At 40.8% G+C, this 13,984-nt stretch carries 15 protein-coding genes; 12 read left to right on the top strand and 3 right to left on the bottom strand.

All coding sequences use genetic code 11. The features are described from left to right. The first annotated feature begins 269 nt into the window (after window positions 1-269). The 5 genes from rpmB (at window position 270) to AX660_RS04195 (ending at window position 3,067) form a co-directional block, all read left to right on the top strand. The gene (gene rpmB / locus AX660_RS04215) at window positions 270-506 is read left to right on the top strand and encodes a 50S ribosomal protein L28 (RefSeq protein ID WP_068372998.1); all 237 of its coding nucleotides are present in this window, start codon (window positions 270-272) and stop codon (window positions 504-506) included. An 11-nt stretch (window positions 507-517) separates the two neighbouring features. Beyond that, window positions 518-673, top strand: a complete 156-nt coding sequence (gene rpmG, locus AX660_RS04210) for a 50S ribosomal protein L33 (RefSeq protein WP_068372994.1) — start codon at window positions 518-520, stop codon at window positions 671-673. 97 nt (window positions 674-770) lie between these two features. After that, window positions 771-1,247 carry a hypothetical protein gene (locus AX660_RS04205; RefSeq protein ID WP_068375161.1) on the top strand — a complete coding sequence of 159 codons (477 nt, stop codon included), beginning with the start codon at window positions 771-773 and terminating at the stop codon, window positions 1,245-1,247. Then, window positions 1,240-2,052: a bifunctional DNA-formamidopyrimidine glycosylase/DNA-(apurinic or apyrimidinic site) lyase gene (gene mutM, locus AX660_RS04200; RefSeq protein ID WP_068372990.1), complete on the top strand. Its 813-nt coding sequence runs from the start codon at window positions 1,240-1,242 to the stop codon at window positions 2,050-2,052. The genes AX660_RS04205 and mutM overlap by 8 nt, the downstream gene beginning before the upstream one ends. Before the next feature lie 37 nt (window positions 2,053-2,089). Further along, window positions 2,090-3,067 carry a glycosyltransferase family 2 protein gene (locus tag AX660_RS04195; RefSeq protein ID WP_068372986.1) on the top strand — a complete coding sequence of 326 codons (978 nt, stop codon included), beginning with the start codon at window positions 2,090-2,092 and terminating at the stop codon, window positions 3,065-3,067. A 59-nt stretch (window positions 3,068-3,126) separates the two neighbouring features. On the opposite strand, the gene coaD is transcribed toward AX660_RS04195, so the two are convergent. Then, a complete protein-coding gene (gene coaD, locus AX660_RS04190; protein ID WP_068372982.1) occupies window positions 3,127-3,618 on the bottom strand; it encodes a pantetheine-phosphate adenylyltransferase in 492 nt (163 codons plus the stop codon). A 121-nt stretch (window positions 3,619-3,739) separates the two neighbouring features. Further along, window positions 3,740-4,462, bottom strand: coding sequence for a 3-deoxy-D-manno-octulosonic acid kinase (locus tag AX660_RS04185; protein ID WP_068372979.1), 723 nt, complete (start codon window positions 4,460-4,462; stop codon window positions 3,740-3,742). Window positions 4,463-4,567: 105 nt separating this feature from the next. Here AX660_RS04185 and AX660_RS04180 point away from each other — a divergent pair, with 105 nt between their 5' ends. Then, window positions 4,568-5,644 carry a glycosyltransferase family 4 protein gene (locus AX660_RS04180; protein ID WP_068372976.1) on the top strand — a complete coding sequence of 359 codons (1,077 nt, stop codon included), beginning with the start codon at window positions 4,568-4,570 and terminating at the stop codon, window positions 5,642-5,644. An 8-nt stretch (window positions 5,645-5,652) separates the two neighbouring features. On the opposite strand, the gene AX660_RS04175 is transcribed toward AX660_RS04180, so the two are convergent. Further along, on the bottom strand, window positions 5,653-6,807 hold the full coding sequence (locus AX660_RS04175) for a 3-deoxy-D-manno-octulosonic acid transferase (protein ID WP_235594649.1): 1,155 nt from the start codon (window positions 6,805-6,807) through the stop codon (window positions 5,653-5,655). A 336-nt stretch (window positions 6,808-7,143) separates the two neighbouring features. Between AX660_RS04175 and AX660_RS23525 the strand changes: the two genes are divergently transcribed. The 6 genes from AX660_RS23525 to glpE all read left to right on the top strand — a co-directional run bounded on the left by AX660_RS23525 (window position 7,144) and on the right by glpE (window position 13,981). After that, entirely contained in the window at window positions 7,144-7,599 is a 456-nt protein-coding gene (locus tag AX660_RS23525; protein ID WP_235594648.1) for a substrate-binding domain-containing protein, read from the top strand. 6 nt (window positions 7,600-7,605) lie between these two features. Next, a complete protein-coding gene (locus AX660_RS04165) occupies window positions 7,606-8,772 on the top strand; it encodes a hypothetical protein (protein WP_068372969.1) in 1,167 nt (388 codons plus the stop codon). 3 nt (window positions 8,773-8,775) lie between these two features. After that, window positions 8,776-11,229 (top strand): putative bifunctional diguanylate cyclase/phosphodiesterase, encoded by a 2,454-nt coding sequence (locus AX660_RS04160; protein ID WP_235594647.1) that lies wholly within the window; start codon window positions 8,776-8,778, stop codon window positions 11,227-11,229. Window positions 11,230-11,377: 148 nt separating this feature from the next. Then, window positions 11,378-12,574 carry a glycine C-acetyltransferase gene (gene kbl / locus AX660_RS04155; RefSeq protein WP_068375149.1) on the top strand — a complete coding sequence of 399 codons (1,197 nt, stop codon included), beginning with the start codon at window positions 11,378-11,380 and terminating at the stop codon, window positions 12,572-12,574. After that, window positions 12,571-13,596: an L-threonine 3-dehydrogenase gene (tdh, locus tag AX660_RS04150; protein WP_068372966.1), complete on the top strand. Its 1,026-nt coding sequence runs from the start codon at window positions 12,571-12,573 to the stop codon at window positions 13,594-13,596. The genes kbl and tdh overlap by 4 nt, the downstream gene beginning before the upstream one ends. Window positions 13,597-13,654: 58 nt before the next feature. Continuing rightward, on the top strand, window positions 13,655-13,981 hold the full coding sequence (gene glpE / locus AX660_RS04145) for a thiosulfate sulfurtransferase GlpE (protein ID WP_068375146.1): 327 nt from the start codon (window positions 13,655-13,657) through the stop codon (window positions 13,979-13,981). Window positions 13,982-13,984: the final 3 nt, after the last annotated feature.

Raw genomic sequence — 13,984 nt, 5'->3', positions numbered from 1 at the left:
ATAAACGTATTATCCGACTATTTACTTGAATTTACGTCATAGCAACTACAATACAAACGCTCGGTTTTACCTAACATAAATAAGCTTAAATCAAATAAAGAGCCGAAAATTAACAATGGGATAGCAAAAGCTCAGTTTTTCTGCAAATAATCTTGATCTGCTGGGGTGATTGCTGTATAAAATGCGCCCTCTTGTTAATAGTGTTAGCTGACTCGTTGCTTAGTGTTTCTGGTCAGAGCTAAAATTTTAGATTGTTTGGAGACAATACGATGTCCAGAGTATGTTTAGTTACTGGCAAAGGGCCAACGGTAGGTAACAACCGTTCGCACGCTAAAAACGCGACTCGTCGCCGCTTCTTGCCAAACTTGCAAACCCACCGTTTTTGGGTTGAAAGTGAAAACCGTTTCGTTAAATTACGTTTATCTACAAAAGGTATGCGTATTATCGATAAAAAAGGTATTGATTCAGTTTTGGCTGACTTACGTACCAATGGCGTTAAAGTTTAAGGAATTAGATCATGCGTGATAAAATTAAATTAGTGTCTACTGCTGGTACTGGTTTCTACTACACCACAGATAAAAACAAACGTAATATGCCTGGCAAAATGGAGATCAAAAAGTTTGATCCTAAAATTCGTCAGCACGTTTTGTTTAAAGAAGCCAAAATTAAGTAATTCTACTGGTTTTGTCTCCTGAAGAACCCAGCATTTGCTGGGTTTTTTGCGTTTAATTGATATGCTAAGCCCAAGTTTTGCAAAAGAATTAATCCTCATGATCAAATTGTCACGAAAAGCATGGAACAATGTCATCATCATCAGCATGCTGTTGTTGATCGTATTGTTTAATGGCAGTGCAAATTTTCTCAATGGTGGCGCCGACTCACCACGATCACATTATTTAATCCCTGAAAATACCACGATCGCTACGATGGAATTTAGTGATTATAAAATTGAGCGAGTTGGTCAAGGATGGCGAGCAATTGGTATCAGAAGCGAGTTGGCTGACTTAGAGGCTTTAACTCAGGCTTGGTATAGTGCACAAATTGATCAAGACGCCACTGACTTAACTATTACACAAGCCACTGCCAGTGCGGTGGTTTACCTTTGGTTAGTTGGCCAAAATGACGCGTTGAAATTTGAAGTGTTTAAACTTGGCGAGCAAACCTTAGTCTTAAATCAACAACGTTTGTATCAGCTAAAAAATATCGAATTTTCCGCTTTATTTTTATCCGGAGCTAAAGATGCCTGAGTTACCCGAAGTAGAAGTAAGTCGTTTAGGTATTACTCCCCATCTTGAACATCAACGCATAGAAAAAATCATCGTCCGTCACCGACAACTACGTTGGCTTATCCCTCAAGATATTCATCTAGCTGAGGGTTTAATTATCCAGTCTATCAGACGACGAGCTAAATACTTGTTACTTGATACCGAGCTCGGCAGCATTATTATACACTTAGGCATGTCTGGTCGATTGCATATAGTATCCGCAGATACTGTGGTAAAAAAACACGACCATGTGGATATCGTAATGGCAAATGGGCTGTGTTTGCGCTTCAATGATGCTCGTCGTTTTGGTGCATGTTTATGGCAAGCTACTGGGTTGCCAGATTTAAGTATTTTTAAAACATTGGGGCCAGAACCACTAACCTCAGACTTTGATGGAACACGTCTGTATAACTTATCTAGAGGTAAGTCTGTCGCTGTTAAAAATTTTATTATGGACAATAAAATTGTGGTGGGTGTAGGCAATATTTACGCCAATGAATCTTTATTCATTGCTAAGATCGACCCACGTAAAGCGGCAGAAAAAGTCACTAAAAAGGCCTATTTACAGTTAGCCATTATCATTAAACAAGTGCTCGCTCATGCAATTCAACAAGGTGGTACTACGCTTAAAGATTTTGCTCAGGCAGACGGCAAACCGGGTTATTTTGCCCAAGAACTTAAAGTTTACGGGCGACTCAATCAACCTTGTATTAACTGCAGTAAGCCCATCCAATCCGTTACTATTGGTCAGCGAAATACCTTTTTTTGTGAAAATTGCCAGAAATAATTATGTTTAACAACCACTTAGATTAAAAGAGGCTTAGATGGAACTGTCTATTGTCATTGTAAACTACAAAAGTTGGGATGATCTTGGCGAATGTCTAAGCTCTATAGCGTATTTATTATCTGAACAAAGCCGCATAAAAACCGAAGTGATTGTTGTTGATAATCAATCAAATGATGACAAGTTTGACTCCTTCGTAACACAGTTCCCACAGGTGCAATTTGTATTAAATCAAGGAAACTTTGGTTTTGCTCATGCCTGTAATACGGGAGCTGCCCTTGCCAAGGGCCAAGAGTTTCTATTTCTTAATCCAGATACTAAAGATCCCGCACAACAAATAGAAAAATTCTGGCAATTAAAACAGCAATACAAAGTTAATTTGATGACAATTAAGCAGGATGATGGGCACGGAAAAATCAAAAAAGTCTTCGATATTTTTCCAACTGCCTTGAATTCCTTGGGCCCCATACGGGCAATATTAAGGCTGTTGAACCCCAGCAAATATAGTAATGCTCGATACTGTAACGACAGTTTCCGAGACGTTGATTGGGTATCAGGTGCTGCACTAATGATTACCGCCAGTGATTTTAAAAAGCTGCAGGGTTTTTCTGAACAATTTTGGATGTACAGTGAAGATGTTGACCTATGTTTTAGAGCCAATAATAACGGCATGCGAGTAGGTTTTTCAGCAGATGCTTGCATCGAACATCGTCATGGTGGTAGCAGTCGTATTAATTTAGCCACTACTGCCCTGACCAAGAGTGAAGTGGTCATTTCAAAACATGTTTACGCGACAAAAAATTTCAGGCTATTACATGCCTTTGTCTATCACCTTTTTCTACTTATTTTCAGATTTATGCCCTGTATTTTATTTAAACTTATCAGTATGTTAATGCCAAAGTCACCAAAAGCAATCAAAATTGGGGCTCTCCGTTTTAGCATATTAATACAGTTCTATCGAAATGGACTATGTGGCAAAGGTTGGCAGAGTGTTAGAACGGTCGGCTTCAAACAATAAAATGGCTAGTCTGACGAGCAAAGCCCTTTCGCGGTTTCGTTCGTCAGAGTGTAAATGTGCTACAAGAGTTCAGGATGTAATTTTTTTAGCAGTGCGGTTTGCACACAGGGTGGGCAAAACTGATTGACCTTACCTCTATGCAAGGCCACTTCTTTTACCAGAGTACTGGAAATAAACGAGTTTTCTTCAGAGGGTGTTAAAAAGACACTCTCTAAATTTGGATTTAAGCGCCTGTTCATATTAGCTAATTGAAATTCATATTCAAAATCAGAAACTGCACGCAAACCTCGAATTAATATCGTTGCGCCTCTCTCTTCAGCAAAATCGGCTAACAAACCTCTAAAACCAACTACTTCAACATTGGGTAGATGTTGAGTGACTTCAGTAATAAGGGCTACACGCTCTTCCAGACTAAATAATGGCTTTTTACTGGGATTAGCGGCAATGCCCACAATGACATGAGCAAACATATTGGCTGCGCGCTCAATTAAATCAGCGTGACCATTGGTAATAGGGTCAAAGGTGCCAGGGTAAATAGCTTTGGTGTGCATAATTAAATAGAATCTAGAAAATAAAGTAATAAGGCTAACTTAAATTGGTGTTTAGATGCCACTTTATTTACCACATTAATATTGAGCCTTGTATTGACTGCACATTTGCCTGCAGATGACTTCAGCAAATGCGCTGTTGATAGCCCTCAAAACAAGATTGCCAATCTTGTGGCTGCCACTGAAATTCAGCATATTTGTTTTTTTCTTTATGCAGCGATCTTTGCAAGCGCTGTAAGTTTGCATTTTTCCAACTATTTCCTTCTCGCGCATGGCATTTATCAAAGTCGATGAGCCATACCTTATCTTGATTATCTAACATAATGTTGTGGATATTGAGGTCGTGATGATAAATCTGCTGTTCGTGTAATTGGCGAATTGCCATACCAACTTTATGCCAGATGGTTGATGGTAGTGAACTTGTCAGTAAATGAGTAAAAACATCTTTGGCAAGAGGGATTTTTTGCAAAATAATATCTGCCCGATAGTACATACCTCTACGCTCAATGCGAGCCGCAACTGCCTTGGGTACCGCTAATTGTTTAATCTCCATAGCATTTAGCAAGTGCATTTCAAGGTAGGCCCGGGATTGCTCTAAACCCGTATACAAATACTGATCCTTGATAAGTTTGCCTATCAATCCCCCACGACGATAATGCCGTAGAACAAAGTCCTGCTCGTTTTCACGGAAAAAAAAGGTCGTTCCTCGCCCCGCAGCCTGACCAATAACCTTGTTTCGTTCAAGCCAATATTGCGCATTAAACATTTCTGTACCCAGCTCTGGCAAATAATCTTCTACATAAAGTAAGACACTGTTACCAATAGTTTTTTGCTTAATGTTTGCCATGTTATGATGCGAAATCTCAGGAATTTGGACTTATTGTAAAGAAATGAAAAAAATAGTCCCAACTTTCTGGTTGTGAATTAATTACGTAAGCAGGATATAAAACTAATGCGCGCTACGCCGGAACAAATATCACAAACTGACGAAGTGGAATTAATTATCGGGAATTCGAATTCCAACTTTTCCGGTGTCACATCCACTATGCTGCAAGTAATGTCACAACAACGCGGCATGATTAACTTAAAAATAATGGGCAAACATTTTTTACCTGATCCTTCGTTAGCTATCAGTTTTTGGCAAACAGCTCTTATGTGCCGCAAACCACTCAAAAGTGGAAAATGGCGGATATTTCATGCACGCAGAGTTGATGAAATGATTCAAGGTGTCATTCTTAAATACATTTTTCGCGCCAAAATAAAGCTGGTGTTTAGCTCGGCAGCCCAGCGTCACCGTTCAGGCTCAACCTTATGGTTAACCCGCCGCATGGATGGGGTTATTGCCGTTAGTAACCGCTCAGCAACTTATCTTGCCGATCCGCCCGCCATGATTAACCCTCACGGTGTACAAATAACAGATTACGTGCCAGCAAAAGACAAACTTCATGCGTGGAAGGAACTCGGTTTTGGTGGCAAATATGGAATTGGTATTCTAGGGCGGGTACGTAAACAAAAAGGTGTACATCTGTTTGTTGAGGCCTGCATTCAATTACTCGACAAACATCCCGACTTTAATGCCGTAATCGTTGGTGCAATCTCTGGTAGTAATAAAGAATTAGTAAACCAGTGGAAATCACAAATTGAGCAGGCCGGATTAAGTCAACGTATACACTTTACCGATGAATTACCCTTTGAGAAGATCCCGCCAATATTCAGTACGTTAAGTTTGGTGTGTGCTTTAAGTGACAATGAAGGTTTTGGTCTTACTGTGTTAGAAGCCATGAGTAGCGGAGCGGCAGTATTAGCCACTCAAGCCGGAGCATGGGAGGATATTATTCGTCCTGGAATTGATGGCTACATCGTGCCGGTGAATGATCAAGCTGCGGTGACAGAAAAAATGGATTTATTACTATCCGATCCAGAAAAATTGTTAACTATGGGCCAAACGGGACGTTTACGAGTAGAGCAGCAATATGGGGTAGAGCACGAAGCTCAGCGCCTAGTGGATTACTTCCGCAGTCTACAATAACTGCTTAACTAGAGTTGTAAAAATGACAGGGTGCGTTCTAGCGCCCCACGGTTTTGGGCAATCACTGTCAATCCAGCTTTTGCCGCAGCTTGGTGGAGTGCTGGATCGCTCAGCAAGGTTTCACCGCACTCTACAATCTTTTGGCTGTTGTCGATAAAACTCAATGCGCCTACTTGGGCTAAGTCCTCACATATTTGTGGGTTATTATAAATAGACTTGCCCATTAAGATGGGCACGCCAAGTGCGGCGGGTTCCAAGGCATTATGCCCTCCTCGCAGTGCAATACTCCCCCCTACAAAAGCGACAGAGGCCAAAGCATACAAAGAGCGTAATATGCCCATTTGATCGGCCAAAATCACTTGAGTATTACTATTACATGCCTCAGTTTGACTGATTCTGATGAAATTCAGCTTTTGTTTTGTGAGCAGAGCATTAACAAACTCAAACCGTTGTGGATGACGTGGCACGATAACCAATAACAAGTTAGGAAAACTTTTAGCAAGTTTAAGATAGGCATCAAGCATTACTTGCTCTTCAGGTTCATGAGTACTGCCAGCCACTAACAATATTCGTCCTTCAAGATTAAGATTTTGAAAAAAAGTATCAGCTAGCTCCAGTTCACTATCACTAATGTGCAGATCAAATTTAATATTATTACTTAGGCATAAACGACTGTCATGGAGACCAAGTTGACGATAATTTTGATAGTCTCTTTCGCCTTGTGCACAAACACCGCTTAGCTTGTTTAACAGCGGTTGCATCAACCAACTTAACTTTTGATACGTAAGGGTGGATTTTTCACTCATACGTGCGTTAATAACAAAGAAGGGGATGCCTTTTTTCCAGCAGCCATGACATAAGTTTGGCCACAGCTCCATCTCTGTGATCAATAACATTCTAGGTTGTAACTTAGCTAATAGGGCGTTTACAAAAAGTGGAAAATCATAGGGCAAATAACAATGGTTTACCCTCTTGGTAAATAGTTCAGCAACTCTTTTGCGCCCTGTCATCGTATTGGTGGTAACGGTAACAGCCACGGCGGGATATTTTTGTAACAAACGTTCAATAAGCTGTTGGGCTGCAACGACTTCGCCAACCGAAGCACAATGGATCCAAAAACCGTTTTTGTCGACAGGTTTAAGGTAAATTCCAAAACGTGACAAATACTCTTTTGCGACGCCCCTATCATGTAAAATGCAATTAAATATCCATTTAATCAATAATATGGGTAATATTAGCAACCAGATAAGTGAATAAAGATATCGACTTAAATGTTGGTAAAATTTAACTACTTGGAGACTTGGCATTCAAACACTAGGTAATAGTTTAGATAGGCAAACTGTAGCAGATTTTAATACGGAATAAACTTCACATTTGCCTTCTAGTCATATTTGCAATATAAGGCTAAGAGGTTGAATATTAAAATTTTTTAACTTTAATTATGCGCTTATAGTACTGATGTTCTAGTATAAAACAACAAATCGAGAGGGAGTGAATACTTGAAAAGTCGCTTAGTGGTTACTAGGTCGATATTGTGCTGCATACTTTTGCTTATCAATAGTAAAGTAACTGAGGTGCATAGTCAGTCCAGCCATATACAATTAATCACTCATCCCTCGGTGGATGCCACAACTTTGGATAAAGACCAAATTAGGCGTATTTTTACGATGTATCAAACTAACTGGGCTGATTCACAACCCATAGTGGTTTACGTCTTAGGCAGCCAGAACACCACCCATCAGTTTTTTAGCCGTGAAGTCTTGGGGCTTTTCCCTTATCAACTAGAACGTATCTGGAATAAATTGGTTTATTCCGGATTGGGAGAAGCGCCGATAAAAGTAAAAACTGAACAAGAAATGCTTGAAAAGATTAGGCAACAACCTGGCTCCATAGGTTATGTAATGTCAGAAAATGTATCTACTGACATCAACATTATTCATTTGGCTATGGAGTAAAAGCTGATGCGTAGCGTATTTTTATATCTGTTGGTATTATTTACCCTTCCAGTAAAGGCTGGTGATCTAAAACTTCATGGTTTTGTAGCGCAAGGTTTAATTCAAGCACAAGACAGTAATTTTGTTGATGACGATGGCGAAGCCTCACTAAAACTCACTGAAATAGGCATCAATGCTTCCTATAAAATCAATAACCAACTACGTGTAGCTGGCCAAGGTGTATATCTTAACGGTGGCAACCGTTATCCAGAAGGCCTGCGTGTTGATTATCTATTTCTCGAATGGCAAGCCGTCAGCAATGCAGATTGGCAACTCAAAATGCAATTGGGACGTAATAAAAATTATCATTGGCTGTATTCGTCAACCCGTGATGTGCCACATACCCGACCCTCAATTATTTTGCCTCAGTCACTATATTTCGATGCATTTCGTGATGTTGCGTTAGGGGTAGATGGCCTCGCAATTATACTCAATACTCAAAACGAATTAGGAGATTGGGACGTCAACTTTAGTGTTGGCACCTCTCCGATCAGTGATGAACAAACCTCTAATCTGTTAGGTGGGCCAGCCAGCGGTGAACTTGAACACAAAAAGGATTATCAATTTAGTGTTTATTGGCGTCCTAGCCAAACTCAATGGCAATTAGGCATGTCGTTGCTTGATGCTGATTTTGGCTATCAACGAGGTGAAAATGATGCGCTTTTTGATGGCAAAGAAACCTCTCAGCGTATCGCATTTCATATGCTCTATCAGGGCGAACATTGGGAGTTTGCTTCTGAATTATTACGTGAACGAGTAATTTTGAAAAATTTCATTTATCCAGGATTTTATAGTGATTCAACATCCGAAGGGGGTTATGTACAAGCACGTTATTTCCTCAACCCCCAATTCACATTTATGACACGTGTGGATATTTATGACCGAGACAGAAGGGATCGCAAGGGTGATAACCTTGTAGCGATGTCGCAAGGACTTGTGCCTGGCTATTTTGGTTTTATGGATCAGGCAACCTTAGGTGTAAGCTGGAAATTAGCTAAAAACCTACAATTGCAAACTGAATACCACCGCGTAAAAGGCACCGGTCGATTGGCTCCTTATCTTGCTCCCGATGTGGTAAATAATGATCAACGTTATTGGGATATGTGGGCCCTGCAACTGATGTATTGGTTTTAATTGATGCGTCGTTTTGTCAGCTTACCTTTTAAGATAATGGGCCTCATTATGGCCTTTTTGCTGATCGCTAGTGTTTCGACAACATTTTTGTGGATCAGTAAAAACGACCAAGATTACCTCACTCAACAGCAAAAGTTACGTGAGCAGGATCAAAAACAATTTCTGTTGATAAAAGACATGCTGCGCAGTCGGGTTGAGTCGTGGTTCGAGGCTTTTGTGCATTTTCAAGCGAGTTATGCTGATACTGCCGAAGCCACGGCCTTTTTTCTCGAACACGAATTTGAATATTTAAGAGTCAATTGGCAAATTAATGGTCTATGGCTATTAGATGGTGAACTCAATACGATTTTTAGCACCACTACAACGACTCCTGCCTACGTAATAACAGATGCCACTGAAGTTATTAAATTACAAACTTCTAGCTCTAATACACGCTGCATTAAAGAGTGTGAGCAACTAATCAGCATGCCAATATTAATGAATAGTTCGGATGTGCTTGTGCTGAGTATTAGCAGTTCTTTATTGGAGGCTATGGCCGCACTCAATCAAACGACTTTTGCCGACCTAGCCATAGTCAGTGTGCCAGAACAAAGCCAAACAAAAGTGAAGGTTAGTGAATTATTGATTAACTCGCCGATCAGTAGTGCCAACAAACTGTTTATGCAGCAAATACTGCAACAAGTTCCTGCACAGCTCAGTGTCGCAACCCTAAAAGCTTCAGGTTACAGACTCACCAGTGCCAACAAGGACTTATTACTCAACCTTCTGCCAGTTGATCCAGAATTCGAAAACCGCTTATTTTTACTGACAGTGCATGACATCACCTCTGCTAGTAAAGCCCATGCAGAGTATCGTGCCAATGTACTAATAATATCACTGCTAGTGGTGTTGTTCTGTTCGTTGGCAATTTGGTTTTTGTCGATGCAGTTCAGACGACGTTTGCTGGTCGTCACAAAAATGCTGCCTTTATTAGCACAAAAAAACTATAGCGAATTTCACCAGCAAAAAATGATAAACAGTAATTTTTTTGCTGACGAAATCGAGATTTTGCACGACACCGCGAGTTTACTAGGTCATGAATTAGAAAACCTTGATCGCACCATAGAACAAAACACCCGCGAATTAGAAACCATCGCGCTTTACGATCAACTGACCGGGTTGCCCAATCGTAATAGATTAAACCAACTGCTTATTCCCCTATTACAAAGTATTAACGACAACACGGACAGACTTGCGATTATATTTTTGGACTTCGATAAGTTTCGTAAGATTAACGACAGTTATGGTCATGATATTGGCGATGCATTTTTAATTCAGGCCGCAAATAATATTCGCAGTTGTTTGCAAAGTAGTGATTTGCTGTTTCGCTTGGGTGGTGATGAATTTGTTATCGTTTTTAAAGATAGTGCTGACAAAAATAGGGCGCTTACATTAGCAAACAGTCTAGTTAGTTATTTTCAACAAGCATTAAAAGTGGGCGAACGTTATTTTTATTCGTCCTGCAGTATCGGTGTGGCAAGTGCCAACAGTGCGCAGAATGTGGTTGATGAGATTATTCGCCAGTCAGATATAGCCATGAACGCAGCTAAAGACGCTGGTGGTAATCGTGTATGTGAATTTAATCATGAGATGCTGAGCAAAGCTTTACGTAGAATTGAAATCGAAAATGAAGTACGTGCGGCTTTTAAAAATGATGAATTTAGTTTTGCTTTGCAAGCCCAAGTAGAGATTGCCACGGGTAAGCTAGTAGGATTTGAAGCTTTAATCCGTTGGATCCATCCGCAACGAGGTTTTGTCTCACCTGACGAATTTATTCCAATAATTGAAAATTCAGAAAGCATGATCGACCTTGGTTATTGGGGACTAAAACGCGCATTTATTATCCTCGAAAAATTAGATGAAATAGGCTTTAGTGGTCTTAAAGTCGCGGTCAACCTGTCTGCCAGTCAGTTTTTAGACCCGCAATTAATCCCCTTTTTAAAAGAGCAGTTAGTGGCATTTTCACGAGATGCGGAACAAATAGAGTTGGAGCTTACCGAACGAACTGTAGTGGCAGATATAGAGCAAACCCTCGACACCATGCAGCAACTACGAACTCTCGGCTTCACCTTTTCTATTGACGACTTTGGTACGGGTTACTCTTCACTGGCTTATTTAAAACAAATGCCTGTCGAAATTATTAAAATTGATCGCAGTTTTATATCAGGCATGCAAGATGATAATGCTGATATGAAAATAGTCTCCTCAACTATCGCTATGGTGAATAAACTCGGCATGCAAGTGGTGGCAGAAGGCATCGAAACCGCTGAACAACTGCAGATGTTAGCCACTATGCAGTGCGAAATTGGTCAAGGTTATTTTATTTCCAGACCGGTAAGTGAAAAAGATCTTTATGATTTATTACCGCTAAAGGTGAGCAATGGAATTTGGATTGATTTGTCAAAAACTGAAAATTAGCTCTTCCAATCAAGCAAAAGACATTTGCACAATGTAAAAAACTAATGACACTCGACTCGACTTCACACAAAACATTATTGTACCTAAATTGGCTTGTCAGGAGTCATATCCCGTAGAATACAGCCATGTCATGTCAGTGGATAACCCTATGAAACAAGATTTTTTTACGAGAATTCAGCAACAGCTTGAAGATACCCAAACCCAAGGTTTGTTTAAACATGAGCGCATTATTAGTTCGAGCCAACAGGCCGATATAAGTGTTGGTCAAGGGCAGAAAGTCCTTAATTTTTGTGCCAATAACTATTTGGGTTTAGCCAATCATCCACTACTCATTGAGGCCGCTAAACAAGGACTAGACAGCCATGGTTTTGGTATGGCCTCGGTGCGTTTTATTTGCGGCACCCAGGATATTCATAAACAACTCGAAGCTAAAATCAGTGAATTTTTGGGTACTGAAGACACTATTTTGTATCCTTCATGTTTTGATGCTAACGGCGGTTTATTCGAAACTATCCTTGACGCTGAAGATGCCATTATTTCCGACGCGCTTAATCACGCCAGTATTATTGATGGTGTCAGACTAAGCAAAGCCAAACGTTATCGTTACGCCAACAACAATATGCAAGAGCTCGAAGCACAACTTAAACAAGCCGATGCCGACGGTGTGCGAACCAAGTTGATTGCCACTGACGGAGTGTTCTCCATGGATGGTGTGATTGCAGACTTAGGTGCTATTTGCGACTTGGCGGATAAATATCAGGCTTTAGTGATGGTTGATGACTGTCATGCCACCGGTTTTGTTGGTGAAACGGGCCGCGGCAGCCATGAATATAATAATGTGATGGGGCGTATTGATCTGCTCACCGGTACTTTAGGTAAAGCCTTAGGTGGTGCATCTGGCGGTTATACCTCAGGTAAAAAAGAAGTGGTGAGCTGGTTGCGTCAACGTTCACGACCTTATTTATTTTCTAATTCGGTTGCTCCCCCAATCGTCGCCGCTTCACTCAAAGTATTTGACATGATGGCGGATGGTGAAAACTTACGCACTCAGTTAAAACGCAATAGTAAACATTTTCGTCAACGTATGAGCGCGGCTGGTTTTACTCTGTCTGGTAAAGATCACGCTATCATCCCAGTGATGTTGGGAGACGCAAAATTAGCTAGTGAAATGGCCGAGCTTATGTTGCAAAAAGGTATTTATGTGGTTGGGTTTTCTTTTCCGGTGGTGCCTAAAGGTCAGGCGCGGATCCGCACCCAAATGTCGGCCGCACACTCAATAGCACAAATTGATCAAGCGGTAGATGCTTTTATTGCTGTGGGTAAACAGTTAGGAGTGATTGCATGAAGGCTTTAGCAAAACTACATAAAGAAAAAGGCATTTGGCTGACCGAATGCGATAAACCCGAAGTGGGCCACAACGATTTGCTGATTAAAATCCATAAAACCGCCATTTGTGGTACCGATATGCATATATATCATTGGGATGAGTGGTCACAAAAGACTATTCCAGTGCCCATGGTGGTTGGCCATGAATACGTAGGTGAAGTAGTCGCAATGGGCCAAGAAGTACGCGGTTTTGCCATTGGTGATCGTGTTTCTGGTGAGGGGCATATTACTTGTGGTCATTGTCGTAACTGTCGTGCCGGGCGTCGTCATTTATGCCGTAATACCACAGGTGTAGGTGTTAATCGTCAGGGGGCTTTTGCTGAGTATCTGGCTATTCCGGCTTTTAATGCTTTTAAAATCCCACATAATATTTCCAGTGATTTAGCCGCCATTTTTGACCCCTTTGGTAATGCAGTACATACCGCTTTATCTTTTGATTTAGTGGGCGAAGATGTCTTAATTACCGGCGCAGGTCCAATAGGAATAATGGCTGCAGCGGTAGCTAAACATGTCGGTGCACGTAATGTCGTGATCACCGATGTGAATGAATATCGCCTAGAATTAGCGCGTAAAATGGGCGCAACTCGCGCCATTAACGTTACAAAATCCACGCTCAAAGAAGTAATGAACGACTTAGGCATGACCGAAGGTTTTGATGTAGGCCTTGAGATGTCAGGCGTTCCTACTGCTCTAAGAGATATGTTAGCCCACATGAATAATGGTGGAAAAATTGCCATGTTAGGTATTCCTCCTAACGATGTGGCTATCGACTGGAACCAAGTTATTTTCAAAGGACTGACTATAAAAGGAATTTATGGTCGTGAAATGTTTGAAACTTGGTATAAAATGGCCAGCCTTATCCAAGGCGGTTTAGATTTAAGCCCAATCATTACTCACCATTTTTCGATTGATGATTTTCAGCAAGGATTTGAAACCATGGGGTCAGGTCAATCAGGCAAAGTTATTCTTAACTGGCAATAGTTAATATCCACCGTCGCTTTTAATTAAGCGACGGAAATGTTTAGGAACACAATACATGATGGAGCAATTTGCCCATATTTCAGTACAAGATGCTCAACAAAAACTGAGTAGTTCTAATGCCAAAGTAGTCGATATCCGTGACGAAAATTCTTTTGCAATAGGGCATATTCCCCAGGCCCACCATTTGACCAATGGCACCTTGCAACAATTTATGGCCAATACCGATTTTGCAACGCCGGTCATTGTTTGCTGTTATCACGGTATTAGCAGTCAACAAGCCGCGCAATTTTTGATCCACCAAGGCTTTGAAGAAGTGTATAGTCTGGACGGTGGATTTGAAGCGTGGCGTCATAATCAGCCAATTGCACAAAAGCCTATTGAATAAAAT

Source organism: Paraglaciecola hydrolytica (assembly GCF_001565895.1).
GTDB classification, from domain to species: Bacteria; Pseudomonadota; Gammaproteobacteria; order Enterobacterales; family Alteromonadaceae; genus Paraglaciecola; species Paraglaciecola hydrolytica.
Note: the sequence above shows the minus strand (reverse complement) of the source record. Positions and strands in the feature narration are given on the sequence as shown.

What these genes read in the sequence shown, in the direction of transcription:
- rpmB (WP_068372998.1), top strand. Translation starts at nt 270, where the DNA reads ATGTCCAGAGTATGTTTAGTTACTGGCAAAGGGCCAACGGTAGGTAAC.
- rpmG (WP_068372994.1), top strand. Translation starts at nt 518, where the DNA reads ATGCGTGATAAAATTAAATTAGTGTCTACTGCTGGTACTGGTTTCTAC.
- AX660_RS04205 (WP_068375161.1), top strand. Translation starts at nt 771, where the DNA reads ATGATCAAATTGTCACGAAAAGCATGGAACAATGTCATCATCATCAGC.
- mutM (WP_068372990.1), top strand. Translation starts at nt 1,240, where the DNA reads ATGCCTGAGTTACCCGAAGTAGAAGTAAGTCGTTTAGGTATTACTCCC.
- AX660_RS04195 (WP_068372986.1), top strand. Translation starts at nt 2,090, where the DNA reads ATGGAACTGTCTATTGTCATTGTAAACTACAAAAGTTGGGATGATCTT.
- coaD (WP_068372982.1), bottom strand. Translation starts at nt 3,618, where the DNA reads ATGCACACCAAAGCTATTTACCCTGGCACCTTTGACCCTATTACCAAT.
- AX660_RS04185 (WP_068372979.1), bottom strand. Translation starts at nt 4,462, where the DNA reads ATGGCAAACATTAAGCAAAAAACTATTGGTAACAGTGTCTTACTTTAT.
- AX660_RS04180 (WP_068372976.1), top strand. Translation starts at nt 4,568, where the DNA reads ATGCGCGCTACGCCGGAACAAATATCACAAACTGACGAAGTGGAATTA.
- AX660_RS04165 (WP_068372969.1), top strand. Translation starts at nt 7,606, where the DNA reads ATGCGTAGCGTATTTTTATATCTGTTGGTATTATTTACCCTTCCAGTA.
- AX660_RS04160 (WP_235594647.1), top strand. Translation starts at nt 8,776, where the DNA reads ATGCGTCGTTTTGTCAGCTTACCTTTTAAGATAATGGGCCTCATTATG.
- kbl (WP_068375149.1), top strand. Translation starts at nt 11,378, where the DNA reads ATGAAACAAGATTTTTTTACGAGAATTCAGCAACAGCTTGAAGATACC.
- tdh (WP_068372966.1), top strand. Translation starts at nt 12,571, where the DNA reads ATGAAGGCTTTAGCAAAACTACATAAAGAAAAAGGCATTTGGCTGACC.
- glpE (WP_068375146.1), top strand. Translation starts at nt 13,655, where the DNA reads ATGGAGCAATTTGCCCATATTTCAGTACAAGATGCTCAACAAAAACTG.